Origin of the sequence: Rhodopirellula halodulae (genome assembly GCF_020966775.1) — a bacterium.
Taxonomy (GTDB): domain Bacteria; phylum Planctomycetota; class Planctomycetia; order Pirellulales; family Pirellulaceae; genus Rhodopirellula; species Rhodopirellula halodulae.
Genome location: NZ_JAJKFV010000011.1, coordinates 333,875 through 360,496, shown reverse-complemented (window position 1 = coordinate 360,496; position 26,622 = coordinate 333,875). Strand labels below are relative to the sequence as shown.

Here is a 26,622-nt window from a genome sequence, read left to right as displayed (position 1 = left end):
GCTTCACGCATGACCGCCTCCGCGATTTTGGCCTGCCAGAAATACCCTGTGACCACCATCATCGGGTTGGAAGTCCACGTCCAACTGAAAACGCAAACCAAATTGTTCTGTGGTTGCACCACCGAGTTCGGGGCTCCTCCCAACACGCAGGTGTGCCCGGTTTGTTTGGGAATGCCCGGTGCGTTGCCAGTCATGAACCGTGAAGCAATCGCGTTGTCGGTCAAAACTGGTTTGGCGCTCAACTGCGATATCCCTCCGCTGACCAAATGGGATCGAAAGCAGTACTTCTATCCCGATTTGCCGAAGGGGTATCAGATCAGTCAGTTTGATTTACCGATCTGTGCCGATGGTCATTTGGAGATCAGCACCGACGAAGGCGAAACGGAACGTCGGATCGGGATCGTACGCGCTCACTTGGAGGAGGACGCCGGCAAAAGCATGCATGATGAAGCGTCCGGAGTCAGCGATACCAAAATCGATCTGAACCGATGCGGCACGCCGCTTTTGGAAATTGTCAGCCAGCCCGACCTTCGCTCGGCCGAAGAAGCCAAGGCTTACCTCGGCGAGCTAAAGTTGTTGCTGACGCACCTGAATGTGTCGGACTGCGAGATGCAGGAAGGCAGCCTTCGTGTCGACGCCAACGTGAACTTGCACGTTGATGTGGAAGGCAAGAAGATCGCAACTCCGATCGTCGAAATCAAAAACCTGAACAGCTTCCGAAACGTCCAGCGGGCGATCGACTACGAGGTGCAGCGTCAACTGATCGCATGGGAAGAAAACCGGCAAACCATCGACGATGCTCCGAAAACGACCCGCGGATGGGATGATTCGGCCGAGCAAACGTTTGCCCAGCGTGAGAAGGAAGAGTCGGCCGATTACCGGTACTTCCCCGATCCGGACTTGTTGCCCGTGCGATTGCCGCGTGATTTCGTGGACTCCATTTCGCAAACGCTAGGCGAATTGCCGGCGGTCACTCGCGAACGTTTGCAAACGCAGCACGGGATCAAACCTTACGATGCCGATGTGATCGTCAATCAAGGGCCTGCCTTGATCGATTATTTTGAAACCGCGGCGGGTGTCAGTGGTGATGGACGTCGGACATCCTCCTGGATGATGCAAGACGTTATGCGAACGATGAAAGATCGCGACGTCGACATTCGCGAATTTCCGGTTTCGGCAGAGAAGTTGGGCGAACTGATTCGCATGATCAGCGACGGTAAGCTTGACAACAATCGAGCTCGCGATGTGTTTGAACATTTGCTGACACACGATGAATCGATCGAGCAAGCGACCAAATCGTTGGGGATCGAAGCCGTTGACGACGACGCATTGGAATCGCTGTGCCAGGAATTGTTGGCGGCCAATCCACAAGTCGTTGAGGACGTGAAAGGTGGCAAGCAGCAGGCCGTGGGGGCCTTGATCGGTCAAGCCAAGAAGAAAAATCCCAACGCTTCGCCGCAGGCAGTCCGGCAATTGCTGATGGATCTGATTGCCAAGATGTGACCTGCAGAGGCAGGAAGTCGCCCGCCGCTACAATCCGCACAACCGGTTTGGGCTGGCGGAGGGCTCGGGTTCAGGGGCGGTGGGAAGTCGCAGATCGGACGCGAAAACTGCCGATGATGGTGGATAGGGTACGTTTCAGTATCTTTCGACAGCAGATCGTTTCGCGGTCCAAGTCGATCAAGTCGATGCACCACATCAATTGGCGTCGGGGCCATGCAGTCTTCCGAAGAATCCAGCCGCTCAACGTCGAAACCCGATTGGGGTTATCGTCTGCTGATGAGCGTCGCGGTTTTGGTGGCGGGATGGTTGTTGTTGATGCCGTGGTGCCCACCCATTATTCACTCCACGATGAACCGATTTCATCTGCGGACGCCATCGTTTGTGCAGTGGGCGGTGCAGACGCCGATTCCGGCCATGTACAACTTCAAAAACACCACCGAGGTTCGAGACCTGCCGCCTCAGGATGAACTTTCCGGGTTGGTCGATCCATTTTGGCTTACTCCGCTGGAGGAGACGTCCGATGAACTCGGCGTGGTCGCGTCACGAACAATCAATCATTATCCGACGCGCGAATTCACGTTCGCAAACGGTCGAGTGCGTTATCTGCAAGAAGACGCTGATCGCTGGCTAGTGATAGAGTCGCACTACCGAGGCGAGTTTCTGCAGTCGACCTATCAGCTCTCTCGCGATGAAGCGGGCGTTTGGCAAATGGTGCTCCGCGAAGAGGACCGGCCATGAACGCGATGGACTCCGCACTGGAAGCAAACGATAGCAATCGGTCCATGTCGGTTCATGCCCAAATGGATCGCCATCCGCTGGCGACGGTGAAGTGGACATCGCTCACGCCGCTGCATCTGACGTGGGCGGGCATGATGCTCGGGCTGTTTTGGAAGTGGTCATTCTTCTTGTTGGCCGATCGGGTTTATCACGCGATTCCTATCCAGCACACGTTCTTTCCGCAGTGGCTGCAATCCGCGACGGTCCTCCGTGCGGCTTATGTGATCGCGGCAATCTCAATCGTATTGGCTTGGATCACGGAAGACGCATTCAAGCGAAAGGTTGCCTCGGCGATCACTTGGTTGGCGGCGACGGTGATGCTGTGGCACCAAGGCAGCTACAACGACATGACATTTGTCACGTTTTGGTGGTGCAGTTTGTGGGCCTTTTGGTACTGCACTCGATTGAATGTCGACTCGGCTCGGGAACTTCAACGCAAAGCCAGTCGTCTAAGCCGCGTCATTGTCTCGGTGGTGTTGCTGGGCGGTGCAGCCGGCAAATGGACGCCTGAATATTGGTCCGGCGAAGTCTTGTGGGAAATCTACTTCGTTGACCGTGATTTTTGGGTGTTCAACTGGCTGCGAAGCACCTTTGAAACAGAAACCTTGCGAACGATCGCCACAGCCTACAGCCGGAAAGTCGTGCTGGTGGAGGCGATTGGTGGTTTGGGGATTTGGTTGCTGCCGCCACGATGGGCAGCCATCATCGGTGCGTGTGTCTTCACGTTCATTGCTCTTTTTTCGAATTTCATGCTGTTCTCCGTGCTTTGTCCGCTGATCGGTTTGTCGCTGGCCGGATGGATCCCTTCCAAACTGCAATCAGAAACTGATTTCAGAAATGCTACGACCGCGGAGACGGTCGAGGCATGAGCATGCAGCCGATTCGAAATTGGTCTCGCAGAATTCGTTTCGGTTTGCTGAACCGCTTTGTTTTGCGACCGACGACGGAGCCGATTGATTACAGGCCCCAGATCAGATGCCGCGTGCCTTTGGCGGCAAGGTCATCGCATTCCAAACATGGCGACTCGCCATGGATCGAATGTTTTGTCCATCGCTTGGGGGCTGCAGCGTCGTGGGATATTGAGGAACCGGGACATCTTGAGTCTTGGGAAGCGTTGAAACGTCCCGATGATCTGGTGCTGAAATTCCCTGGCACCGGAGGCCGTGCTGAACGCTCGTCCCCGTTTCCTTTGCAAGTGAATGCCGAATCGGACAGGTCTGCGGAAGTCTGGACGTGGAATCCGCCGGGGTATGGAAACAGTCCCGGGAAGCCGTCGTTGAAAACGTTCTCCGAGTTTGCCGCGGCTTGGTCCGAGCGAGTCTTGGCGGCGCGTGCGGGCAAACGAGAAGACGGCAAGCAGACTCGTGTGTGGTTGTGCGGCAACAGTTTGGGGTGCTTGCCCGCAATGCACGTCGCCGCCACGCTGAAGGCGGACCATCCTGCGGCCGTGCTGTGGGTTCGGAATCCACCTGACCTACGCCGCGTCATCTTGAATATTTCTGCTCGTTGGCGAGCGACCACGGCGATGCAACACGTGTCGGCGGTTCTGCCAAAGAGCGTCGATGCGATGGACCTGGCGGCGCGATGCAAGTTGCCCGCCGTCTTTCTGATGTCCGAAAAAGACACTCTGGTTCTGCCCGAGTACCAACAAGGTGTTCATGCAGCTTACGTGGGACAAAAGCATGTGGTCGAGCTATCAGGGTTGCCGCACGACGGGATTCTGGATGAAGACCATCGACCCGTTGTCGAACACGCTCTCCGTTGGATCAGGCGTCAATTTCCCGTGTGAGCTCGTGGCTTTTTCAACCAATGGCGAGTGGTCACCAAGCCCGGCGCAGGCCCGGTGCGTCCGATGCGATCAAGGGTCGGCTTCGTGGATCGTCGCTCGTCAGACTTTGATTCATACGACGTTCCAAATCGGGCACCAGGCTTGCTTGCATCTGGCCTCGCCCCATTCGGTAGAGACGTCCGATCGTTTCGAATCCGCTGTTGGCAAAGACACGCTGGGAGGCATGGTTCGTCCAGTCGGTCGTTGCGAACCAATCGGTGAGCCGGAGCTGTAGCAGATCTTTCGCAACGAGTTCGCGAAGCAATGCACCCATCAGACCGCGACCACGATGATTTGGATCCGTCCATGCGTTGAACAGAAAACCGCAGTGAGGCGGCATGGTCAAAGACGATCCGAGATGAACACTGCGGCTGTAGTTGTCAGACGCGGGAATGTATCCGGTTGCGGCCCAGACAAACGCGACCACACGTTCGTTCTCGAACGCACCGACCAGCCACTGGTCTCCGGCGATGTGATCGGAGGAAGCGTCGGTGTGTGCGATGCCGGAGCCGACCACGGGATGGATCCGATCATCGCTTTTCAGGTTTGCGAGTTCCGCTGGAGCGATCTGTTGAATTGTTATCTCGGAATCAAGAAGCCGGCTGTCCGCGGTCGGTGCGTCCGTGACCGTATTCGCATCCGCATGCAGCAAACAGGTGACGTCAATCACGTGTAATCGGCGGATCGCTCGGTAGAGATGGGTGAAGGGCATGTTGGTGCCGCCTCAAACCGTTTCGGCAGCGAGACCAAACGCCGGATAGACGCCCGCGGAAGTCGGCTCCAGCACCGAATCCATCGCTTTGGTCGTCGATGCGTGGGCTTCCATCGCTTTCGCGACGGGGAGCTTCGAGGAGGTTTGATACTGTCCCAACGGCATTTTCGCGACGGATTGGTCAGGTAAGTATTCGCGGTATTCGTCGCGGAATGCTTCGTCCAGGTTCAGTACACACGATTGCGGCAGCTCTTTCATCTTCCGCCACTGAACCTTCAGCATTTGTGTTGCGTGATCCTGTGCACGTCGCATTTGACCACGGGCGTGTTTGGCGAACAGTGTGATTTCTAGCAACGGAATCGGCTGAGAATGCAGGCGACTCTTGTAGGTCTCATCGCCACGCATGTAGTCGATGCCCGCACGACCGTGACGATGGGCTTCGCGGAACATGTATGAGTTCAAAAGAATGCCCGGCTTCAATTCGGGGAATGCATGGTTCACACCGGTGCTATAGCAATATTGACGCTGGTCATCACCGATGTAGTGAAGTTCGGTTGCGATGACTTCGCCGCGATACACCAGTTGCGGCAACAACAAGCGACCGCGTTCACTCATCTCGAGTGTGGCGTTCGTAACAAACCGTAAAAGACGTGGATCAGCGTAGGTCCCCGGTTCACCAACGCCTTCCCAGCGTTGTTGATGCAAACGCACGAGCGTTGAAAGACCCTCGTGGACTTGGTTCGGATCGCTTACATCTCGTACGAACAGTTCTCCATCGCTTTCGTCCAGCTGCTTCAGCAGACGCCGCACTCGATGGCGGTATTTGCGTGAGCGTTTGGTCAGCAAATCGTCCCACGTCGGTTCGCAGCGATTGAACCAGACATTCATCCGAGTCCGAACGGACGGTTCGTTGCCAAAGTCTTGAAGGCAACGTAGAAACGATTCCATGGTCGGGTCACCCGCCACGGTGCCGTCGAAATCAATTTGGTCCCAACCGAATTCGCGATCGCCAGCGACCTCGAGCAAGTGGTTGGCGAATCCACGAATCACCTCATCACGGTCTTTCGCGTTGACAAGCAGCGAAACGTGATCGGTACAGACGTTGCCGGCGGCGATGGTTTGTAACCGACGCAGGTCGTCAGGCGATCGTTCCAGCGGCAGGATGCCACGGCAAACGTCATCCTCATCGCGAGCCAACAGGAAGTAAGCCCGCGCGGGATCACCAAATTGTTGCCACCAAGAGTGGAGCCAAAACGATTGACGAAAGGGGATCCCCCCCGCCACACCGTCCCAGGCGTTCACGTTGGCCAACAAGTCTTCGGGCGCTTTGCAGATTTCAATGTGGATCATGTCGAACTCTAGGCCACCCCCCGTCTGTTTGTTGCGACGGGCAAGTGGTTTTGACTTACAATCACAGCGTCTTCACGACTCCACCTCCCACCTCCCGCAAAGTCGTCATAACCCGACGCGGCAATCCCCTTTCTCTCACCTGAAAATATGCCCACCACCGTCAATATGCGTCTGAAATCAGTCCAGCGAGTCTCCGAACGCTTCGGTTTGCCCTCCCTCTGTCGAGGATTCGCTGTCTGCGCGGGACTCACCCTGGCCGCTCCGGCAACCTTGCTGGCCGAGGAGTCTTCGCCGCGAAATGTGGCAGATTCTTGGAGTCGTTTTCACGGCGAGGCATCGCACGGTGACGCCGGTGCGGGCACGCTGCCGTCCGAATGGACCGAGGCTGACTATGCATGGACGGCTGACTTAAACGCCCGTCATGTCGGGTCACCCGTGGTGGCCGATGGAAAAGTGTTTTTGCTCAGCACGTCGGCGGAGCAAGACACCGAATCGATGTCGCTGAATTTGCTGAGTCTCGATGCCAAGACGGGTGAGTTGCTCTGGAAGCGTTCGCATCCCTTCGTCGAGCGTCACCGGCACAGTCGCAACACCGCTGCTTCGAGCACTCCGGCGGTCCATGAAGGGCGAGTCCATTTTGCCTACGCGGACGCCAACCATGCGGAGTTGCTCACTTACGATCTGAACGGCGAGCTGATTTGGTCCCGAAATCTGGGCCCTTGGTCGGGTGTGCATGGTTTTGGCGCAAGCCCCGTGGTGATCGATTCCAAACTGTTGTTGTTCAACGACCAGCAATCCAAGAGCCTGGAAGCTTGGCAGACGCCGGGCAAAAGTTTCATGTTGGCGTTTGATCCATCGACGGGAGCAACCATCTGGGAGTCACCACTGACCTCCACGCGCCCTTCCTATGGTGTTCCCACCACGGATGGACGCTACTTGATTGGTGCCAGCACCGGTAACGGGATCTTTGGATTGGATCCAGATACTGGAAAACTGAAGTGGTCATTGAATGTCTTCAACAAACGGTGCTGCAGTTGCCCGTTGGTCATCGGTGATTTGGCCTTTGGAACCTGCGGCAGTGGCGGAGGAGGCAACTACTTGTCTGCGGTCCGAATCCCACAGGATGATTCGCAAAAGCCGGTGGAGGTGTTCCGAATTGATAAAGCGGCTCCCTACGTCCCCACCCCAGCCGTCAAAGGTCCTTGGATGTTTTTGATTTCCGACAATGGGATCGCGTCCTGCGTCCGCTGGGAAGATGGAAGCAATGTTTGGAGCAAGCGTTTGGGCGGAAACTTCGGTGCTTCGCCGATCATTGTTGGCGATCAGTTGTTGGCAATCTCGCTGGATGGGACCGCGTACGTGATGTCCGCTAGCGATCAGCCGGGATCGATCAGCAAGTTTGACTTGGGCGGCCCCGTCGGAGCCACGCCCGCCTATGCCGATGGTCGTTTGTTCCTGCGAATCAACGACCAGCTTTGCTGTTTGAACACCAAGTGATGTTCACCCGAGTCGGTTGACTCCGAGTGGCGCATCACGTGAGCGAATGTCATGACTGCAGACGCCGGGAACTACTGAGCGCGGGCAATCTCGATCGTGGCGTCCGCAATCAATCGGTTGGTGTACTGAGTCAATCGGAACTCCGCACCGCGGAACCATGTCAGCAGTGGAGTTTGGTAGCCGTTGGGAGCGTAAGGAGACGGTCCCAATTGGTCCGATGACCAAGCGGTGCTGATGAATCGACGGCGGTTCGGATCGAATTGATACTCGCCGCCGAGTGGGCACTGCGGCCGCCCGCCTAGCACCAATTCGGCTTCATCGATGACATCGTCGACGGGAACGCCAAGCTGTGACATCAACGAATTGAGAAAATCGGCTCCGGCCCGGCTGGCGGCGGCCGCTCGTTCGTAGAGTTGTTGATTCACCCAGCCTTCCAGCTGAGTGCCGTTGAGGTTGTCGATGCGGCCACGCACCTGAGCCGGATCGTCCACCTCGTTGGCCGACAGGTGCGGAAGGGATGTGTCCAACACTTCCGGTTGAAACGACAGCACACTGAATCCGCCACCGGTGTAGCGATAGAGACCGCCAATCAAACGAGTCATTCCAGGACCAACCGGCTGGCCTCGGCCAAGCCCCAGCGGCAAGCGATCCAGAGCCCCGGGTTGAGGCCACGCACCAAGGTATCCCGGTAGTGTTTTCAGTGCTCGATACTTGCTCAGCAAACCATCGATGGATTCGGGTTCTGGTGGCGTCGAGTCCTTGATGGCGGCGAAAAGGTGTGTTGGCGGCCCAAGGGTTTCCGATGCCACGTGAGCTTGCAGGGCAACCACGTCATCCGGCGCAAACTCCATCGCGACTTGAGTGGGCGGCCCCAATTGCTTGGCCCAGCTTCCGTAGTTTTCAGGTTGCCACGGAGCAATCTCGGCATGGATCGTTAGTCGTTCTCTTCGTTCGCCGTTACTCGGTCCGTTCGGATCAATCGGGAACGATTCGCGTTGAATGCCAATCACGATTGGGTCCAGTGAGCTGAACTGATCGTCATAAGCCGATGCGATCTGACCGTACCAACGTGCTTCGCTGGCGGTCACGCGTTCGACTGGATTGTCCGCGATCGGCAGAAACGTGCCGCGGGCTCCTCGCCGCGTGTCGACCAATTGGTTGGCGAAGGCGACCACCCCGGTGCCGTCGGCCCGATCGCCAAAGTTCTCAGGCAGAAAACCGTTTTCAATCAAAGCGTCAATTTCGCGAACGGCGGGTCGATCCTGTGTCGCGTGTGATTGGGCGGCCATGCGAGCCAAACGCACTAGCGCAATGTCCGCTTCCGCCTGCATGCGACGTCGAAGTTCAATCAGGTAAGCTGGGTCTAGCAAGCCCTGCAGCATCTCGGCGGAGAAGTACGCGAAAATGGTGTCGTTGCGTTCCAGTGGCATGTAAGAACGCGCCAGTTGAAAGTCATTGGTGGCGGCCAGTGACTGCCCCGTTTGAGCGACTTCTAAGAAACGATCCGCAACCGTTTGGCTGTTGGTCACCAAAATGCACGGGTCGGCTTCCACCATGAAGGAACGCACCCGGTTATCGCTGCTACGCATCACGGTCGCGGTTCCATGTGGCAAATCGATTGTCTTGAGCGTCAGTGAGTCATCGGAGTTTGCCAGTTTGCTGCGGTCATTGTTCAGGCTGCTTCGCAGAAGAAACAAATTCTTCGAATGAAACAGCACACCGATCGAGGCTCCGTCATCCAGGTACATGTCTCGACCAATCAAAGCTTGGTCTTCGATGACGCTGGGCCCGAGCAAGCGACTCATTGCATTGGTTTGCACGCCGAGTTGTTCTTCCAATCGCTGCGCCGATTCGTTGCTGACACCGCTGAGCGTGATCATTCGCGAAATGTCGCCGCCGTATTCCTGCGTGAGATCGCGGAACCACAGGTAATTTTCGAAGGATCCGTACCGCAAATAAAAGCACTCCGGTGGCACGAAGCTGGCGATGGTTTCCATCGCGGGCGGCTCTTCCAACGCCGGTGTCATTGGCACTTGCCATGCGGGGGCTTGCGGTAGCGGTAACGCGGCGACTTGGGTGGGAGAAGGATCGTCCAAGGTGCCTTGCAGTGACCCACCTGCTGCCGCACTGGCGAAGACTTCATTGGCCACGCCCGCTGCTCCGCCGATCCATTCCAGCGTGTTCAACAAAGGATCCTTGGTCTCGGATTCTTTCCCGCGGCCAAACCAAGCGGGCAGTGGCAAGTTCAGTCGGCCCGACAACATGGCAATCATGTAGGTCGGAATCCATGGAGGTGTATCAGTCGCGTCGATCTGAGCTTTCGCGACGGCGGTGGTTTCTTCCCACCAAGCGGTTTGCATGGATGCCGCCAACGCCGGATCGGAAACGGGGCGGACATCGACCATCGTCAACGTGCCCAAGTGGTCTCGAACAGGAACGGAAAATGGTTGGTCGCCGGTGAACAAAAACATGACACGTCGGCCGACCGTTTGTTCGGTGGCTTCGTCGCCCGATGCCAATTCGCGAATCAGGTTGCCCATGCGGTTCAGCAACCGTCCGCGGCCGATGCGGGGCACGGGCTGTTCTGATGGCGGTCGGCCGGTGGTCACTCGCACGTCATTGCTGACGGGATACAAAATGCGTGTGCTCGCCGGAGCTGCTTCGCCATCGATGGTCAGCGGACCGGGCCCGGGGCCAACCACCGGATTGGTCAGTGGCATTTCGATGACCGCCACGCCGTACGGGGTGCCCGCGACCGCTTGGACGCGAACGTCCACACCGATCGTTGGGGTGCCTGGTTGTGGTGGGCCGCCCGGTTGTGGCGAGGCTGGAGCACCAAATGGAACGGGAGCGATCGGGGGCGGCTGGACCGGAGCGATGGGAAACGGAAATTGAGCAAACGACTGGTTGAGGCCCGCACCCAACCCGCACCAAACGCCCAACAGAACCCCCAGTTTGGCCAGCGTGAGCACCGAGATCGCTCTGGCTGCTGCGGTGAGAATCGTGGGCAACAAAAAGCCAACGGGGGTGGATTGTTCCGACGTGGAAGGCATGATCAGAGTCTCGTGGGGATCGGCAGCGTGGTTTTCACCAGCCGTGTCTTGCGACATTCTATTTGTGCCCGCGTTGCAGGCACTGAATCTTGAACATTCGAAACCTCTCACCCAGAAAGTCAACCGTGGCCAGTCCGTCTCGAAGTGGTGTCTTCCAAGCTGAAACCGATAGCCGGCTGGAAGCCTACGCCGAAAGCATCAGTTTCGACTCGCGGTTGTACGAACACGACATTCGCGGATCGATCGCTCACGCGGACATGCTGCGAGAAGTTGGTTTGTTGACGGAAGAGGAATTCAAACTCATCAAGGACACTTTGGAGGTCATCCGAGGCGAGCTGGACCGAGGCGAGTTGCCGATGCGGTTCGAGCTGGAAGACATCCACATGCATGTTGAACAAGCTTTGATTGATCGCATTGGCGACACCGGACGAAAGCTGCATACGGCGCGCAGTCGGAACGACCAAGTCAGCACGGACACCCGGATGTGGATCCGGCAATCCCTCGATGAAATTGATGCGTTGCTGGTCGATCTGCAAGCCGCTTTTCTTTCGCGATGTGAAAATGACTTTGACATCGTGCTACCCGCCTACACGCACCTGCAGCGGGCACAACCGGTGCTCGCCTCGCACTATTGGTTGGCTTATATCGAAAAGTTCGAACGGGATCGTCAACGCATCGCGGATTGTCGTCGACGGGTGAATCAATCGTCGCTGGGGATCGCTGCGGTCGCGGGAACAACGTTGCCGATTGATCGCCGACACACCGCCGCGGCGCTCGATTTTGATGGCATCACCGCGAATAGTTTGGACACCAGCAGCGACCGCGATTTTGTGGTGGAATCGACGTTTGTGATGTCGATGATCGCCTCTCACCTGAGCGGTTGGGCGGAAGAGTGGATTTTGTGGAGCACCGTCGAGTACGACTTCATTCAAATCCCGCAAGCTTTCTGCACCGGCAGCAGCATCATGCCACAAAAGGTCAATCCGGACACGTTGGAGTTGACTCGCGGCAAGTCGGCTCGGGTGATGGGTGCACTGCAAACACTCATGTTGCTGATCAAAAACCTGCCGCTGGCCTACAACCGTGATTTGCAAGAAGACAAGCCGCCATTGTTCGACGCGTTTGACACCACGCGAGCGATGCTGGAGTTGGCCGCACCGATTGTTCGCGGCGCGGAGCTGAAGCGTGAATCGATCTCGGCACGCATCGAAAAGGGTTATCTCGACGCGACCACGTTGATGGAATGGATGATCGCTCGAGGCATGCCGCAGCGGACCGCTCATCACTTGGTTGGTGCCATCGTGCAAGAAGCCATGAAGACCGGCGTCGCGTTGTCCGACTTGCCGATCGAAACGTATCGATCCCTCAGCGATCAGATCGACGAATCGGTTTACGAAGTGTTGGGGACCGCCAATGCGATCGCCGCGTTCCGCAGCGAAGGTTCGACCGCACCGGATCGAGTTCGCGAGCAGATCCAGCAGTGGACATCGCGTTTGGAGAAGGCGTGAGTCTCGAGTCGCTGTCGGCCGAGGCTCGCGAGGGCAGCACTTTGGAATTGATCTCGACGTGCTGAACGCGTCTGGAAGCGAGAATCGCAAGAATACCCCCTGCCCGATTCGAACGAGCGTTTCCGGCCTGATATGGGCCGATGTCCTGGGCCGCTAGACGAAGGGGGCGGCGAGACATCCTGTCTTGGACGACCGATGCGAAGACGGGGCCGAGGGATTCGGCCCCGCCTTACATCATCGTTGATCAGTCGTCGATGCTTTTGACAACCTTGTCAATCAATCCGTATTCACGTGCTTCATCAGCCGACATGAAACGGTCGCGATCGGTGTCTTCTTCGATCTTCTCGAGCGAGTGACCGGTGTGCTCGATCATGATTTCGTTCATGCGTTGCTTGATACGACGCAGTTCCGCCACATGAATTTCCACTTCGCGAGCGGTTCCCTGCATGCCGGCCAGCGGTTGGTGAATCATGATCCGGGCGTTGGGCAGTGCAAAGCGTTTGCCTTTGGCACCGGCGGTCAACAGCACGGCGCCCATCGAGGCGGCTTGTCCGATGCAGTAGGTGGCCACATCGCACGAAACGAACTGCATCGTGTCGTAGATTGCCATGCCTGCGGTGATGCTTCCGCCGGGTGAGTTGATGTACATGTGGATGTCCTTCTTGGGATCATCCGCTTGCAAAAACAACATCTGAGCGACCAACGCGTTGCTGATTTGGTCGTCGACCTGCTGGCCCAAGAAAATGATGCGGTCCTTGAGCAACCGGCTGTAGATGTCGTAGGTGCGTTCTTCGCGGCCGTTGCTTTCGACCACGTAAGGGATAACGGGCATGATGATGTCCTAATGGGTTGAGTTCGTTGATGAAAGAGAATGCCGAAGTGGGACCGAATCAGTCCTCTTCGTTTTCGCCTGCGGGAGTTCCCAGCAAGATGTCGTCAACGAGCCCGTACTCTTTGGCTTGTTGTGCGTCCAAGAAGAAGTCGCGATCGGTGTCTTTCGCGATTTGTTCCACTGATTTATCGCAGTGGCTAGCGATGATCTCGTTCAGCTTGTCGCGGTAACGGAACATTTCCGCGGCTTGGATTTCGATGTCGCTGACTTGTCCAGATACACCGCCCAAAGGTTGGTGCATCATCACGCGGCTGTTGGGCAGGCAGAAGCGTTTGCCTTTGGCACCACCGATCAACAACACGGCGGCTCCGCTGCAAGCTTCCCCAACGCAGTAGGTCGCGACTGGGCAAGACAGCATTTGCATGGTGTCATAGATCGCCAAGGTGGCGGTGACGCTGCCGCCGGGCGAATTGATGTAAAGGTGGATGTCTTTGCGACGGTTTTCGCTCTGAAGATACAACAGCTTCATCACGATTTCGTTTGCATTGGCGTAGTGAATCTCGCCTTGCATGAACACGATTCGGTTTTCAAGCAGCAAATCGCCCAGCGTCATCTGACGTTGGCGTTGATAGCTTTGATAAGAAGCCGCGCTGGCGCGAAGATGATCCGAAGCCATGGCGTGTTGCGCGTTTAGGTTCTGATCATGCAGGGACGGAAACGGGGAACCAAACGGATCGGACATTCGTGGTAGCCTTTGGCGTGGAAAACAGGGTTGCCGTCATGAACAAATGGCCCATTCGGGACAAGAAGGTTCAGTGTTCGCGATTGAACACCAGGTGACAAGACGGGTTGACCGGCGAAGGTGTTCGTCGGTGCTCTTCCGTAGCAAATTATCGACCCGCGTCGCAAATGTTTGGTCTCGGCAAGCGGTGACGTGCATGCACGGCGCGTGCGAAACTCGATGCAAAACCTGCTAAACTACGCATCTTAACTTTTCGCCCTCCCCGCCTTGCATTCTTCCCACCCAGCAACCCCGCCAAGATGCCCTCCTTGAATCTCTCTCGCACCGAAATGGGTGCCGACCGTTTCCTGCTCGCACGCGTTTTCCGTCAAACGTTGGCAGTCGGTTTGATGTTATGTGCGGTCTGTTCCGCGATGGCTCAGGACCGGGCTGGCAATGACATTGCTGGCGGTGACATCGCTGAGAAGGAATCCGCGAATACAGAGCTGTCAGTCACACAGCCAACCTCCAGTGATGTCTTGGCACCCTACGTGGAAGCCGCCACCAAACGCTGGGAAAAGGAGATTCGCAAATATGAAACGCTCGATGAGCAGACCGATGATCCCGCCGATGGCATCCTACTGATCGGCAGCAGCAGCATTCGGCGTTGGGACTCGGCGGCGGAGGACCTTTCGCCATTTCGTGTGATTCCACGCGGCTACGGTGGTGCAAAGTATTCCGACTTGGCGGTTTTCGCCCAGCGATTGATCACCCCCCACGACTATCGCGGCGTGGTGATTTTCGTTGGCAATGACATCTCAGGCCGCGAAACGGATTTCACGCCGGAGCAAGTCGAACCCTTGGTTCGCCACGTCGTCCGCATCTCGCGAGAACATCGTCCGGACGCACCGGTGTTGCTCGTGGAGGTGACTCCCACGCGGTCTCGCTATGACGCTTGGCCGAAGATTCGCCAGCTCAACGCGATGTTGCGTGAGGTTTGCTTCACCGAACCCAATGTCCACTTTGTGGCCACCGCCGAAACGTTTTTGACGCACGAAAATCAGCCTCGTGAAGACTTGTTTGTCGAGGATCAATTGCATTTGAACGAAGCCGGGTATGACCTTTGGGGCGGATTGATCCGCCAGCGATTGACTGACGTTTTTCGTGAGCAAGCCCACGACTGAGCGACCACCGATATTGGTCGTTCCGCACGGGCCGTCGATTGAGTGCATCGATTTCGAGTGCCGCCTGTTGGATCGAGACGGTCCAATCACCCGGGTAGATAAAACCGCTGAACACGATGGTTGTTGCTGTCCAGCACGTGCACGCGGCGTTTGGAGTCGATGACCAAACCCCATGGTTGGTAGAGCTGACCCGGTCCGTGGCCGGGCGCGCCCCATGACGCGATCGGATCGCCATCGGGGGTCAGGCGTTGAACGCGTTGGTTGCCGTATTCGCAAACCAGCACGGTGCCGTCCTCGTCGATGTCAATGCCGTAGGGATAGTAGAATTCGCCAAGCTGTTTGCCTTCATGGCCCCAGGATCCGATCCATTTCGGTTCGGTTTGGGAGATGTCGTATCGTTGCACACGATGATTGCAGGCGTCCGCGATCCAGAGCGTATCACCGTCGACCATCAAGCTTTGTGGACGAACAAAGCGTTGGATTTCGCGGCCCGTTCCGCCCCACTGCGTCATGAATTGGCCATCGGGGGCGAAACGCTGAATCCGGTCGGAAGCTCCATACTCTCCGATGTAGCGGCAACCACTCGCATCGATCGCGATGTCGGTGACAAAGGCAAATTCGCCGGGGCCATCGCCCGAGGTTCCGCCAATTTGTTCTTCGGGAACGATCTCGCCTTCTGCGGTGAACGCCAGCATTCGGTAGTAATGAGTGTCGGCCACCAGCAAGCGTTTGCGCTGGCCGTCAAAGATCATCCCAGTAGGCCGCCCGTTTGCGGTTTCGGGCGTCTTCCAGGTTCGTAAATGTTGTCCATCAGCATCAAAAACTTGGATCCGGCCGGTCGTGTCGACGATGTAGAGTTGGTCCTCCGGATCGATCGCCATCGCACGCGGTTTCAGAAATCGACCATCGGACAGCCCACGTCGGCCCCAAACGAGGTCCGGGGTTCCGCCCATCGCGGACGCGACGCACCCTGAAAGCGGGGACATTGCCAACGCCCCGGCAGCACCCAGCAACATTCGCCGGATCGCATCACGACGATCCAGCGGCATCCAGGTGTCTCGTCGATCGGATGTTTCGTCCAAGGGCGGTGGCTCGGGATGGAAACGAGAATCGGAAGCGTGGTGGGTAGCAGGATGGCGGAGCGTTCGAACCTGCCACCAATCTGGCAGGCTGCCATCCACGACCCCAAATCGCTAGCATAACAGTCCATCGCATTCGCGGATGCAGAACTCTTCTTGCACAGCTCATGATTTACGACCTGCAAACCACTGACGACCCGCGTGACATCGTGCATCGCAGCGTGCAAGCGCTGGTCGAGGGCCAAGTCATCGGTGTGCCCAGCGAGACAGTCTATGGTTTGGTGGCCAGTTCTCTCTGTCCGGCGGCCGTGCGCCGATTGGCCAAGTGGACCGCCGCATGCCGCGATTGGAAAGTCGACGGCGACGCAGATGACGAGGCGACGATCGTTGCACCAGCTCAAGAATCCGGGGCGATTGCTTTGTCCGTCCGCAGTGGTGACGCGGTGGGAGATTTCTTGATGCCGATGACCCCGCTGGCTCGACGGTTGTCGGAACGCTGCTTTCCCGGTCCGCTGACGTTGATCGCTCAATGCGATGATGCCGTTTCCGCGACGAGTTGTTTGCCTGAAATCGTCGCGAATGTGCTTCGAGTCGGTGCCGGTTGCGAATCCGCATCGGGCGGTGGTGCGGTCGCCTTTCGGGTGTCCGAACATCGGTTGCTGAGCCACATCCATCGCTATTTATCCGCACCGTTGGTTTGGGCCGAAATCGGGCGTCCGGACCAATCGCCCCCCAATACGGCGGAAAAACTTCAGTCTGCTTTGGCGGAAGGAACGGGGGAAACGCTGCCACTGCTGCTCGACGACGGCATCAGTCGTTATGGTGATGAGGGAACGGTGGTCCGCGTGACGGGCAATCAGTGGCACGTCGAGCGAACGGGAGTCATCCAACAAGCTGCTATGAATCAATTCGTCAAACCAGTCATCGCACTCGTCTGCACCGGCAACACCTGTCGCAGCCCCATGGCCGAAACCCTGCTCCGCGAAGCGTTGCGTCGCAAGTTTGGTCGCGAAGACGTGGCCCGAGTGGTTTCGGCGGGCGTTGCCGCGGGACATGGCAGCGGTGCCAGTCCTCAGGCGGTCCAAGTGATGGGCAAACGCGGGTTGGATTTGACGGGACACGCCAGCCAGCCCTTGGAAGAATCCTTGATGTCGATGGCGGATTTGGTTTTGACCATGACCCGCCGCCACCGCGAAGCAATCGTCGCGGCGTGGCCGGATCGTGCCGAACGCGTGTTCACCCTGCGACGTGACGGGGGCGATATCAGCGATCCCGTGGGCATGCCCGTCGATGTTTACGAACAATGTGCGGATCAAATCGTGGGTGAACTGGAAGGTTGGCTGGGCCAACTTCCCGCCGATTTTTTTCCGTCTGATGGTCCCGACGAAGGCCCGGATGACGAACCAATGCCACATAATGTTGGTTCGGAGTAAGGCATGACGATCAAAGTAGGCTTAGCTAGCGACCATCGCGGCGTGCATATCAAAGCACGGTTGGTGCAAACGCTCCAACGAGAAGGCTTTGAAGTGTGTGACGAAGGAACGGATTCCACCGACCCGGTGGACTACCCGGACTTCGCGATCCGAGTTGCCAAGCAGATTCAAGACGGCAAGCTGGACCGCGGGATTTTGATTTGCGGTACCGGAATCGGGATGGCCATTGTCGCCAACAAATTCCACGGTGTTCGGGCGGCGTCCTGTTACGACGAAGTCATCGTCGAAATGTCGCGGCGTCACAACGATGTCAACGTGCTGTGCTTGCCCGGTGATTTGATCGGCGAACGTCCCATCGATGAGTTGGTGTTGATGTGGCTGCGGACGGAGTTTGAATGCGGCCGTCACGCGCAACGCATCGACAAGATCACCGCTTTGGACGGTAGCGAAACCTCCAACTCCAACCTCGACGGCTGATCGGTGGCCGCCAAGAAAGCTTCGGGTTCCGGATCAAAAGCCGCCAAGACAACGCGTGCCATCGCGATCGATGCGCCTCCGCTGGATGCTTGGTCGGACTTGATCGGTCATGACCGATTGATCGCTGGACTGTCCGCTGCAATCCAGCAAGGTCGCTTGGGTGGAAGCCTGCTGTTTGTGGGACCCAGTGGCGTGGGCAAAACATCCGCCGCGGTCTTGCTGACGCAAACCTTGCTGTGTGAACGCAGTTCGCCGGAACAGATGGCACCGTGCAATACCTGCCCCGCGTGCGTTCAGGTCCGTGCCGGAACACATCCTGATTTCATTCAAGTCAGCAAGCCCGACGACAAAACTCTGATCCCGTTGGAGTTGTTGATTGGCCCGGTGGACGCGCGTTTGCAAGAAGGTTTTTGCCACGACGTGCACCTGAGACCGATGCAGGCGAAACGTAAAGTCGCGATTCTTCATGACGCGGACTTTTTGAACGAAGAAGGTGCCAACTGTTTGCTGAAGACGTTGGAAGAGCCACCCGCCAACGCGTTGATCATCTTGATTGGTAGCAGCGAGCAACGACAACTGCCGACCATTCGTTCGCGTTGCCAAGTCCTGAGGTTCCAATCACCCACCGGGGAACATGGCCGCCAACTGCTTCGCAAACAGTTGCAGTGGTCGGCAACGGAAGACGACGAGTTGCAGGTTGACTCGGTATCGGACGAGGCATTGGACGCGGCAATCGAATTGTCCGCCGGCGACATGCACGTTGCGATCCGTCTGGTTCGCGGTGGCGGTGACAAAATTCGCGAAGCGTTGTGGAACCAATTGGACGCTCCCGTCCCCGATCCCGTCGCGATCGCTCGATTGATCAATGGGCATCTGGATTCGATTAGCAAGGACGTTCCTAAGCGACGTGCCGCACTGCGAGATGTTTTTTCCATTGCCGTGCAGCACTACCGCAGGCAATTGCGGAACGATGCCAAGTCCGGCGAGTACGATCCCGCCACGCATCGTCGTTTGGACCGCACGCTGCGAACATTTCGAGAAATTGATCGAAGTGCGAACCTGGGGACGCTTGTCGATTGCTACGCCGCCGATCTAACGCTGGCCACCACCGGTGATCGCGGAGCCATCGGCTAGCAAGAGTGCTCGCTTAATCCAGCCTCCCTCCAGTTCCACCAACTCACCACGTAGGTCCGGTTCCACCGGACGATCCACTGTATGTCCGGTTCCACCGGACGGGTTGTTGTAGGTCCGGTTCCACCGGACGGGCACCTCAGGCAGCTCGTACCACGCTGCGAAGATCCTCCCCGCGAAGCATCTGCAGGGTTTCGTTGTACGCCCCACGATGTTGTTGAACCAACTTCGCCGCGGCCTGTCCCAGAGCGTCCGCCGAAGCGACATCGGTCACGCATTTCGTGACGAATTGCGTCAGCTCCAACTCGTCGGCCACCCGAACAGCACCCTCAGCCGCGAGCAACTGCTTGGCTATGGTGTCGAAGTTCTTGGTGTTGGGGCCGAACGACACAGCACACCCGTAGCCAGCGGGCTCGAGCATGTTTTGACCTCCTCGGTCACCAAAGCTGCCGCCAACGGTGGCGATGTGGCAAACGCCCCACCAATGACGAAGTTCGCCGATGGTGTCGATCAGGATGACTTCGTCGGAATCCCATTGGTCCGCGTATTGGCTCTCGTTTCGACTGCGACGCACCGGCTTCAGGCCGGCGTCTTGGATTTGCGACGCCACCTCGTCGAATCGTTCCTTGTGACGTGGGACCAGGATCAACCTCAGGTCAGGATGACGCTCGCGAAGTTGTTGGTAAACGCGGAGTCCCATGCTCTCCTCACCGGACTGCGTGCTGCCAAAGCACCACACGCGATGCCACGGATCGACGCCGGCCCAATTGATTCGCTCGTTGACCTCGGACGTGTCTCGCGTCGTGGGGGCGTTGTCAAACTTCAGGGATCCTGTGACCACCACGTTTTTCTCATTCACGCCACAGGCGACAAAACGCTCCGCCGCGGCGGTGTCTTGGCAACCAACTTGGTTCAATCGTTCAAACGTCGGCCGCAGCCAACGTGAAAACTGTTGGTAACGCGACGCGCTGGTCTCGCTGAGTCGTCCGTTGATCACGGCGACTCGACATCCGTGCGATTCAGCGGCGTGGATCAAGTTGGGCCACAATTCCAATTCGGCCAGCACCAATTGTTGGCAACCCAAGTGTTTCAGCGTGCGATGAACGGCCCAGCTGAAATCCAAGGGACAGAAGAAGACTCGTTCGGTTCCAAAATGCTTGCAAGCCAAGTCATACCCCGTGTCCGTTGACGAGCTGATTGCAATGGCGGATTGCGGTGATCGTTTTTGCAATCGGCGGACTAATTCCGGAAGCAGATTGACTTCACCGACACTGACGGCATGCAACCAAAGCACGCCATTCGATCCGCCGCGCAATTGGTTGCCTCGATCAGCGGAAATGCCGAACAGTTTTTCGCCGATGCCGCGTCGATAGCGACCGTGCCGCAGCATCCGGTAAACGACCACGGGTGAGACAGCGGTCAATGCGAAGAGATAAGCGAGATTGAGCCACATGGTTGCCTTCCTTGGCGATGCGGGCCTTGTGGTGCGACGAGGGAACCAGGTGGTTCCCTTGCGAAAGCTGCGGGATGGTTTTTCCGGGGCCGGTGGAACCGAGTTGCGTTGGGTTTGTCCGGTGGAACCGGACCTACGTGGTGTTGTCCGGTGGAACCGGACCTACCGTTGTGCTGGGCGGAGAGTGTGGCACTAGCCTTCGCGACGCATGCAACAGTTCTTGTACTTCTTGCCACTACCGCACGGGCAGGGGGAGTTTCGTCCAATGCGTGGTTCTTCCGCGCGAATGGTGTCCACGCTGCCTTCGGTTTGCGTTTCGCTGGCAGCGGCGGCACGTTGTGCGGCGGTGTTGGACTCCATTTGAGCTGCCTTCTGAGCCGCGATGCGTCCCGCTTCGTGAGCGTCGTCATGCCGTGGACGGGCATCCACCCAGGTGCTTCGAATGAAGTCGTCGTTAAAAGACTCCATGCGGAAGATCAGGTCGGTCACTCGCTCGCCGATTGAATCCCACATCGATTCAAACAAACGCATGCCTTCGCGTTTGTATTCGACTTTTGGGTCCATCTGAGCGTAGCCCTTCAGCCCGACACTGCTTCGCAAATGGTCCATCGTCAACAAGTGGTTCTTCCACGAATCGTCGACGATGTTCAGTAGGATCTGGCGTTCCATGCGTCGCATTTCGGGGTGGAACTTGTCATCCACGGCACCGTTGACCGCCAACGTCAATTCTTGGCGATTCATCCGCGACAAATCTTCGGTCGTGCTGCGGTGACCCAGTTCTTCCTGCAACCAAGTTGCCAGGGCCTCTAGCTTCCCGGTCTGCCCGCTGGCGAGCGATGCGGTCACGTCGTCGTCGGCCTTGCCGAATAGGTCCGCGACCTTTTCGTTGGCCTTTGCCTGGACTTCGCCAGACGCTCCCGCCGTTTGCTTGCTGTACTGAATCAGTTGCGTCTTCAAATCGTCGCGATTTAGCTTGACTTCATCGATGCTCAGCTCGTGATCGAATCGTCCGCGAACCCAGGACACCAAACCTTCGCGGTCCAGTGAAACTTGGGCACCCTGTTTTTCTGTGAAGCGAGAAATCCCGGTGAGGACTGGGTACTCGGCTTCCTTCTCGGAGTAGGCCGCTTCAGCACGTTGGTTGAGCTCTTCGGTGACCTTGCGGCGATCCTCGACTTCGCGGAACTCTTCCGGTGTCGTTTCGATTCCGAACTTGTGTCGCATCCAAGCACACAGCACTCGCAGGCCGTAGTCGGATTCGAGCAGCGGTTCGCCTTCGGTCAGATCCGTGTCTTCGATTTGTTGGTGAGCGTGTGAGATCAATTCATCGATCATCTCATCACGGTCTTTGTTCTTCAGTTGGTGGTCTTGGTAGTTGGTGCTCAGGCGAGTGTTCGCCCAAGTCGCCATGGCCTTCCAGTTCCACTCCTCTTCCATTGCCTCGGGAAGGTTCTCCTCCACGGCTTCGGCAACGGTGACTTCGGCCGCACGTTCGGCTTGATCCTTGGCGTAAGTGTTGGCCATTTCGAAATCCATGTTCTGGAAATCGCGAGCGTCCAATTGGCAACCCAGCTTCCCACCGGCAAACGTGGAGAACGTTTCGACGCCGTAGTTGGGTTCCAGGAACGTTTCCACGTGCGATTGGATTTCGTTGTGGATCAAAGACAGCAACATTTCGCGTGAGCTGTGTCCGTCCAACAAGTTTTGGCGATAGCGATAAACGCGTTTGCGTTGCTCGTCCATCACTTCGTCGTATTCGAGCAAGCTCTTTCGAATTTCAAAGTTGCGTTCTTCAACTTTCTTTTGAGCCGCGGCGATGCGTCGGGTGACCAGCGAAGATTCGATGGCTTCGCCTTCTTTCATGCCCATGCGTTCCATCATGCTTTTGACGAAGTCGCCAGCAAAGATTCGCATCAAGTCGTCTTCCAACGACAGGAAGAATCGGCTGCCACCGGGGTCGCCTTGACGACCGCAACGACCGCGAAGCTGCAAGTCGATCCGGCGCGATTCGTGACGCTCAGTACCGAGCACGTACAGACCGCCGATCTCACGAACGATCTTGCCTTCGGCACTCATGTTTTCGCGTTCGTCGATCTCATCGACGAGTGCTTTCCATTCGTCGTCCGGCACTTCCAGACGCGTGGGGTATTTGTGTTGCAGTTGGGCCCACGCCAGCGTTTCCGGGTTACCACCCAGGATGATGTCGGTACCACGACCCGCCATATTGGTCGCGATGGTGACCGCCCCGATGCGACCCGCTTGTGAAACGATGTCCGCTTCACGGCCGTGCTGTTTCGCGTTCAGAACGTCGTGTTTGATGCCGCGTCGTTCGAGCAACGCCGACAACCGTTCGCTCTTTTCGATGCTGACGGTACCGACCAAGACCGGCCGTCCGGCACGCTCGATCGAAACCACTTGGTCACGGTTGAAGCTTTCGGTTTGCTTTTCGCCCTTGCCTTGCAATTCGATCGTCGAGTCGTTCTCGGACTTGATTTTGCCCCAAGTCTCACTGCCGTCTTTCAGCACCAAGACGTCCCATTTGTGGGTTCGTTCGACATCGTCGGCGATGGCGTTAAACTTGTCTTTTTCGGTTAGGTAGATCAGGTCGGGATGTTCGATGCGCTGCAAGCCACGGTGAGTCGGAATCGCGACCACATCGAGCTTGTAGATCTTCCAGAACTCATCGGCCTCGGTCATTGCCGTACCGGTCATCCCCGAGAGCTTCTTGTACATCTTGAAGATGTTCTGCAGCGATGCCGTGGCGAAGGTTTGCGTTTCCTGTTTGATCGGCACGCCTTCTTTGGCTTCCACGGCTTGGTGCAAACCATCGCTCCATTGGCGGCCTTCCATCAATCGGCCCGTGAACTCATCAACAATGACAATTTGCTTGTCTTTGATGACGTAGTTCACGTCCAGCTTGTACAGGTAATGTGCTTTCAGAGCGTTGTCGATCAGGTGCGGCCATTCCATGTTGCCCGCGGTGTAGAAACTTTCCACTCCCGCCAATTCCTCTGCGGCGCGGACGCCTTCGTCGGTGAGCGTGACGTTGTGTTGTTTCTCGTCGACGGTGAAGTGTTCTTCTTTGCGAAGTTGTCGTGCGACGCGATCCGCTTCGCCATAGCGTCCCAAATCCAAGTCGGCGGGGCCGCTGATGATCAATGGTGTCCGAGCTTCATCGATCAGAATGTTGTCCACTTCGTCGATGATGGCGTAGTTCAACGGGCCTTGGCACTGCTGCACCTCGCTGGGGAATCGATCGTCGCCTTTGGCCGCGGGACGCATGTTGTCACGCAAGTAATCGAAACCGAACTCGTTGTTGGTTCCGTAGGTGATGTCGCACTGGTAGGCGGCTTGTTTTTCGCTGGTCGACATTCCCGATTGAATGGCGGCAACGGTCAAACCCAAGTTCATATAAAGCGGTGCCATCCACTCCATATCGCGACGTGCCAAGTAATCGTTGACCGTGATGACGTGAACGCCTTTGGCTTCCAATGCGTTCAGGTAGGCGGGCAATGTGGCAACCAGAGTTTTCCCTTCCCCGGTGACCATTTCCGCGATCGCGCCGGAGTGCAGCACCATGCCACCAATCAACTGAACGTCGTAGTGACGCATGCCGAGGAAACGTTTGCCGCCTTCGCGACAGACCGCGAACGCTTCTTCCATGATGTCGTCGAGCGTTTCGCCTTCGCGAAGTCGTTTGCGGAACAAGAACGTTTGTTCGCGCAGCTCTTCGTCTGACAACGCGGCGTACTTCGATTCCATCGTGCCGATGCGATCGGCGGCTTCCTGCAATTTGGCAACCTGCCTCGCGTTGGCAGACCCGAACACACTGGTGGCCAGGCTACCGGCACGTTCAAACGTGCTACCGAAGACGAGGCCAAGGAGGTCCCAAAGACGTTCCAGGATGGACATAAAAGATCAAATCAGTGCGATTGGGGGGTGAAAGCGTGCGGCTTACGTAAACCATGCCAACTTCCAACGTTACGGGTTCAGGGAAATTGGGTCAACTGCGATCGGATCTCGTTCCCTTTGGCTGCTGCGGACCCAATTGCCCGTAGGGGACGCCGGCGTGTCGGTGGTCTGGCCAGCGAAGTTTTCGTGCAGCGGCTGGATCTCACGGAGCAGGCGTTCCGCCAGCGTTTCCATCGCGAATCGTTCGCTGGCGTGGTGACCGACCAGGGCCAGCGTTAATCCCGTGTTTTCCGCCTCCAAACACGTGTGCAGCGTGGCTTCGCCGGTCAGCAGCAGATCGCAACCGCGACGACGGGCGGCTCCGACAAACGAGCCTCCGCTGCCACAGCCAATGCCGATCCGACGCACTGGCCGGTCAAAATCACCGACCAACCTCGGCCGCGTGGATCCAGATGAATTTGCCGCGAAAGCCAAAAACTCCCGAGCGGTCATCGGCTCGGGCAGTTCCCCGTAGCGACCTGATCCCACGCTGGGATCTTCGAGAAACGGGTTGAGCGGTTTGATTTGCATCAACGACAGACGCTGTGCCCATTGGTCGTTGATCCCACCAGCGGCGGAATCATAGGCGGTGTGGGCGCTATACACGGCGATGCCGGCTCGGCAGAGTTTCCAAACCAGCGATCCGGCCGCGGAATCAGTCGTGATCCGAGCCATCGGTTTGAACGGCAACGGATGATGCGTGATGATCAAATCGGCCGCCAGTTCGATCGCTTCCTCCACCACGGCGGGGGTGATCGTCAGGCAAGTCAAAATCCGGTGGGCTTCCATCGAGCGGTCGCCCATCAGCAACCCCACGTTGTCCCACTCTTCTGCCAACTTCAATGGAGCGATGGCGGAAAGCGATTGGCAAATGGATTCGATGGTCAAAGACACTGAATTCGCGTTCAACAGAGAAAGTGGCGGGAAAAGCACACTTTACGAACGTCGAATCGCTATCCGCAAGCCAAACGGGTTCGCGGATGGTTGAATCTCACGCGGCTGAACCAGCGGGACGCATCGGAAGGAACGGGCGAGAAACTCGATTCGAACGAGCGAAACGCCGGGGGCAAAACAGAGATCGCCTTTCGTTCCGCGAAAGCAGTCTTTGTTCAGACCGCTTTCGCTCTTCGAAAGGCGACAGATGTTTGCCTGCTGTCAGACAGACCCTGCTCAAAGACAGAACTGACAGCACGTGAAATCGAGACTGGATTAAAAGTCCTTGAAAGGATCGTCGTCACCGGCACCGAATGGATTCGCATCACCCGATGGGGCGAATGGGTTCGATGCGTCGGCTCCGCCACCGTCAAACGGGCTGCCACCAGCGTCGGCGGGAGCGGCGGCTGCGTCGGCAGGTGCCGTTTCGGTTGCCAGCGGGTTGTCCATCGCACCTTCGAAGGCATCGTTTGACTCGACGACGGGATCTTCCGAAGCCAAATCATCAGCGAATGGATTGTCGTCGGCACCCGGAGTTGGTGGCGGGGTGGCGGTTCGCTGCAAACCTGGGTTAGCTCCTGGAGTGGGACGCACAGGAGCGGGTTGAGCGGACATGCCCAATTCACCGGCACGAACATTTGAACGAGCCACGCCCGATGCCAAGGCTTGCAATCGAGCTTTTTCGCGAATGGACTCCAGTTTCAGACGTTGCGAGCCTTGGACGCGCGACAACGCTTGACCGATCGAGCGGCTGTCACCACCGCGGGCTTCCAAATCGGCACCCATTTGCCAATCGCCTTCGGCGTATCCCATGCCGCTGGCGTTGGCGGCCAACCCGCGGAAGTAATAGGCACGTGGGTCGCGAATGTTGTTGTCGATCGCCATCGAAAGCAACTCGTACGCCTTGCTGTAGTTCCCAGCGTTGTAGGCGTGGACTCCGCGCCCGTAGATCTCGGCCAAAACAGCGGATTGAGCGTGCGAAGTGTTGGTCTGGGTGGCGGTCAAAAAGCCAATCGCCAAGGCGAAAAGGAGAAGTGGCGAGGCAAAGCGAATCTTCATCGCGACGGGGACCCTGTGACTAAGAGCGGAATGTTGAACAACAGACGGTCCAAGCTTAGTTGTCGCCAACGACAGAATCAAACAAATCCGGGGAATCAAACTTCGCCCCCAAGCATCCAAATCGATGCCATTCCCGCTCGC

Annotated in this window: 20 protein-coding genes and 1 tRNA gene; 10 read left to right on the top strand and 11 right to left on the bottom strand. The window is 57.3% G+C overall.

Annotated features, from left to right (window positions below):
- The first annotated feature begins 9 nt into the window (after positions 1-9).
- The 4 genes from gatB (at position 10) to LOC70_RS09905 (ending at position 4,069) form a co-directional block, all read left to right on the top strand.
- Complete coding sequence (gene gatB, locus LOC70_RS09920; protein WP_230253445.1) at positions 10-1,503, top strand: Asp-tRNA(Asn)/Glu-tRNA(Gln) amidotransferase subunit GatB; 1,494 nt, start codon at positions 10-12, stop codon at positions 1,501-1,503.
- A 213-nt stretch (positions 1,504-1,716) separates the two neighbouring features.
- Positions 1,717-2,241, top strand: coding sequence for a hypothetical protein (locus tag LOC70_RS09915; protein WP_230253444.1), 525 nt, complete (start codon positions 1,717-1,719; stop codon positions 2,239-2,241).
- 44 nt (positions 2,242-2,285) lie between these two features.
- A complete protein-coding gene (locus LOC70_RS09910) occupies positions 2,286-3,149 on the top strand; it encodes a hypothetical protein (RefSeq protein WP_230253443.1) in 864 nt (287 codons plus the stop codon).
- 245 nt (positions 3,150-3,394) lie between these two features.
- Positions 3,395-4,069 carry an alpha/beta hydrolase gene (locus tag LOC70_RS09905; RefSeq protein WP_230253442.1) on the top strand — a complete coding sequence of 225 codons (675 nt, stop codon included), beginning with the start codon at positions 3,395-3,397 and terminating at the stop codon, positions 4,067-4,069.
- 31 nt (positions 4,070-4,100) lie between these two features.
- Here the strand turns inward: LOC70_RS09905 and LOC70_RS09900 are convergent, their stop codons facing one another.
- Both LOC70_RS09900 and LOC70_RS09895 read right to left on the bottom strand, forming a co-directional pair.
- On the bottom strand, positions 4,101-4,820 hold the full coding sequence (locus LOC70_RS09900; RefSeq protein WP_230253441.1) for a GNAT family N-acetyltransferase: 720 nt from the start codon (positions 4,818-4,820) through the stop codon (positions 4,101-4,103).
- Positions 4,821-4,832: 12 nt separating this feature from the next.
- Positions 4,833-6,170: a GNAT family N-acetyltransferase gene (locus LOC70_RS09895; RefSeq protein WP_230253440.1), complete on the bottom strand. Its 1,338-nt coding sequence runs from the start codon at positions 6,168-6,170 to the stop codon at positions 4,833-4,835.
- A gap of 147 nt (positions 6,171-6,317) precedes the next feature.
- Between LOC70_RS09895 and LOC70_RS09890 the strand changes: the two genes are divergently transcribed.
- On the top strand, positions 6,318-7,667 hold the full coding sequence (locus LOC70_RS09890; RefSeq protein ID WP_230253439.1) for an outer membrane protein assembly factor BamB family protein: 1,350 nt from the start codon (positions 6,318-6,320) through the stop codon (positions 7,665-7,667).
- A gap of 71 nt (positions 7,668-7,738) precedes the next feature.
- On the opposite strand, the gene LOC70_RS09885 is transcribed toward LOC70_RS09890, so the two are convergent.
- Positions 7,739-10,720 (bottom strand): hypothetical protein, encoded by a 2,982-nt coding sequence (locus LOC70_RS09885; RefSeq protein ID WP_230253438.1) that lies wholly within the window; start codon positions 10,718-10,720, stop codon positions 7,739-7,741.
- A gap of 125 nt (positions 10,721-10,845) precedes the next feature.
- Here LOC70_RS09885 and argH point away from each other — a divergent pair, with 125 nt between their 5' ends.
- Positions 10,846-12,228 carry an argininosuccinate lyase gene (argH, locus tag LOC70_RS09880; RefSeq protein ID WP_230253437.1) on the top strand — a complete coding sequence of 461 codons (1,383 nt, stop codon included), beginning with the start codon at positions 10,846-10,848 and terminating at the stop codon, positions 12,226-12,228.
- Positions 12,229-12,321: 93 nt separating this feature from the next.
- Here argH and LOC70_RS09875 read toward each other — a convergent pair.
- The 3 genes from LOC70_RS09875 to LOC70_RS09865 all read right to left on the bottom strand — a co-directional run bounded on the left by LOC70_RS09875 (position 12,322) and on the right by LOC70_RS09865 (position 13,736).
- Positions 12,322-12,396, bottom strand: a tRNA-Tyr gene (locus LOC70_RS09875).
- Positions 12,397-12,472: 76 nt separating this feature from the next.
- The gene (gene clpP / locus LOC70_RS09870; RefSeq protein WP_230253436.1) at positions 12,473-13,060 is read right to left on the bottom strand and encodes an ATP-dependent Clp endopeptidase proteolytic subunit ClpP; all 588 of its coding nucleotides are present in this window, start codon (positions 13,058-13,060) and stop codon (positions 12,473-12,475) included.
- Between the two features lie 58 nt (positions 13,061-13,118).
- Positions 13,119-13,736, bottom strand: a complete 618-nt coding sequence (locus tag LOC70_RS09865) for a ClpP family protease (protein ID WP_230253648.1) — start codon at positions 13,734-13,736, stop codon at positions 13,119-13,121.
- Positions 13,737-14,101: 365 nt separating this feature from the next.
- Here LOC70_RS09865 and LOC70_RS09860 point away from each other — a divergent pair, with 365 nt between their 5' ends.
- On the top strand, positions 14,102-14,965 hold the full coding sequence (locus tag LOC70_RS09860) for an SGNH/GDSL hydrolase family protein (protein WP_230253435.1): 864 nt from the start codon (positions 14,102-14,104) through the stop codon (positions 14,963-14,965).
- 86 nt (positions 14,966-15,051) lie between these two features.
- Here LOC70_RS09860 and LOC70_RS09855 read toward each other — a convergent pair whose 3' ends face one another.
- Positions 15,052-16,014 (bottom strand): NHL repeat-containing protein, encoded by a 963-nt coding sequence (locus tag LOC70_RS09855; protein WP_315857244.1) that lies wholly within the window; start codon positions 16,012-16,014, stop codon positions 15,052-15,054.
- A 197-nt stretch (positions 16,015-16,211) separates the two neighbouring features.
- Here LOC70_RS09855 and LOC70_RS09850 point away from each other — a divergent pair, with 197 nt between their 5' ends.
- Genes LOC70_RS09850 through LOC70_RS09840 form a run of 3 tightly spaced genes read left to right on the top strand, consistent with a single transcriptional unit; the run spans position 16,212 to position 19,088 of the window.
- Complete coding sequence (locus tag LOC70_RS09850; protein WP_230253433.1) at positions 16,212-17,477, top strand: arsenate reductase/protein-tyrosine-phosphatase family protein; 1,266 nt, start codon at positions 16,212-16,214, stop codon at positions 17,475-17,477.
- 3 nt (positions 17,478-17,480) lie between these two features.
- Positions 17,481-17,954, top strand: coding sequence for a ribose 5-phosphate isomerase B (gene rpiB / locus LOC70_RS09845; RefSeq protein ID WP_230253432.1), 474 nt, complete (start codon positions 17,481-17,483; stop codon positions 17,952-17,954).
- Between the two features lie 3 nt (positions 17,955-17,957).
- Positions 17,958-19,088: a DNA polymerase III subunit gene (locus LOC70_RS09840; RefSeq protein WP_230253431.1), complete on the top strand. Its 1,131-nt coding sequence runs from the start codon at positions 17,958-17,960 to the stop codon at positions 19,086-19,088.
- 136 nt (positions 19,089-19,224) lie between these two features.
- On the opposite strand, the gene LOC70_RS09835 is transcribed toward LOC70_RS09840, so the two are convergent.
- The 4 genes from LOC70_RS09835 to LOC70_RS09815 form a co-directional block, all read right to left on the bottom strand.
- The gene (locus LOC70_RS09835) at positions 19,225-20,538 is read right to left on the bottom strand and encodes a 3-deoxy-D-manno-octulosonic acid transferase (protein ID WP_230253430.1); all 1,314 of its coding nucleotides are present in this window, start codon (positions 20,536-20,538) and stop codon (positions 19,225-19,227) included.
- A gap of 192 nt (positions 20,539-20,730) precedes the next feature.
- Positions 20,731-24,450, bottom strand: coding sequence for a preprotein translocase subunit SecA (locus LOC70_RS24475; RefSeq protein ID WP_315857236.1), 3,720 nt, complete (start codon positions 24,448-24,450; stop codon positions 20,731-20,733).
- A 69-nt stretch (positions 24,451-24,519) separates the two neighbouring features.
- Positions 24,520-25,383 (bottom strand): Nif3-like dinuclear metal center hexameric protein, encoded by an 864-nt coding sequence (locus tag LOC70_RS09820; RefSeq protein WP_230253429.1) that lies wholly within the window; start codon positions 25,381-25,383, stop codon positions 24,520-24,522.
- 315 nt (positions 25,384-25,698) lie between these two features.
- Positions 25,699-26,481, bottom strand: coding sequence for a hypothetical protein (locus tag LOC70_RS09815; RefSeq protein WP_230253428.1), 783 nt, complete (start codon positions 26,479-26,481; stop codon positions 25,699-25,701).
- Between the last annotated feature and the right edge of the window lie 141 nt (positions 26,482-26,622).

What these genes read in the sequence shown, in the direction of transcription:
- gatB (WP_230253445.1), top strand. Translation starts at nt 10, where the DNA reads ATGACCGCCTCCGCGATTTTGGCCTGCCAGAAATACCCTGTGACCACC.
- LOC70_RS09915 (WP_230253444.1), top strand. Translation starts at nt 1,717, where the DNA reads ATGCAGTCTTCCGAAGAATCCAGCCGCTCAACGTCGAAACCCGATTGG.
- LOC70_RS09910 (WP_230253443.1), top strand. Translation starts at nt 2,286, where the DNA reads ATGTCGGTTCATGCCCAAATGGATCGCCATCCGCTGGCGACGGTGAAG.
- LOC70_RS09900 (WP_230253441.1), bottom strand. Translation starts at nt 4,820, where the DNA reads ATGCCCTTCACCCATCTCTACCGAGCGATCCGCCGATTACACGTGATT.
- LOC70_RS09895 (WP_230253440.1), bottom strand. Translation starts at nt 6,170, where the DNA reads ATGATCCACATTGAAATCTGCAAAGCGCCCGAAGACTTGTTGGCCAAC.
- LOC70_RS09890 (WP_230253439.1), top strand. Translation starts at nt 6,318, where the DNA reads ATGCCCACCACCGTCAATATGCGTCTGAAATCAGTCCAGCGAGTCTCC.
- LOC70_RS09885 (WP_230253438.1), bottom strand. Translation starts at nt 10,720, where the DNA reads ATGCCTTCCACGTCGGAACAATCCACCCCCGTTGGCTTTTTGTTGCCC.
- clpP (WP_230253436.1), bottom strand. Translation starts at nt 13,060, where the DNA reads ATGCCCGTTATCCCTTACGTGGTCGAAAGCAACGGCCGCGAAGAACGC.
- LOC70_RS09865 (WP_230253648.1), bottom strand. Translation starts at nt 13,736, where the DNA reads ATGGCTTCGGATCATCTTCGCGCCAGCGCGGCTTCTTATCAAAGCTAT.
- LOC70_RS09860 (WP_230253435.1), top strand. Translation starts at nt 14,102, where the DNA reads ATGCCCTCCTTGAATCTCTCTCGCACCGAAATGGGTGCCGACCGTTTC.
- LOC70_RS09855 (WP_315857244.1), bottom strand. Translation starts at nt 16,014, where the DNA reads ATGCCGCTGGATCGTCGTGATGCGATCCGGCGAATGTTGCTGGGTGCT.
- LOC70_RS09850 (WP_230253433.1), top strand. Translation starts at nt 16,212, where the DNA reads ATGATTTACGACCTGCAAACCACTGACGACCCGCGTGACATCGTGCAT.
- rpiB (WP_230253432.1), top strand. Translation starts at nt 17,481, where the DNA reads ATGACGATCAAAGTAGGCTTAGCTAGCGACCATCGCGGCGTGCATATC.
- LOC70_RS09835 (WP_230253430.1), bottom strand. Translation starts at nt 20,538, where the DNA reads ATGTGGCTCAATCTCGCTTATCTCTTCGCATTGACCGCTGTCTCACCC.
- LOC70_RS24475 (WP_315857236.1), bottom strand. Translation starts at nt 24,450, where the DNA reads ATGTCCATCCTGGAACGTCTTTGGGACCTCCTTGGCCTCGTCTTCGGT.
- LOC70_RS09815 (WP_230253428.1), bottom strand. Translation starts at nt 26,481, where the DNA reads ATGAAGATTCGCTTTGCCTCGCCACTTCTCCTTTTCGCCTTGGCGATT.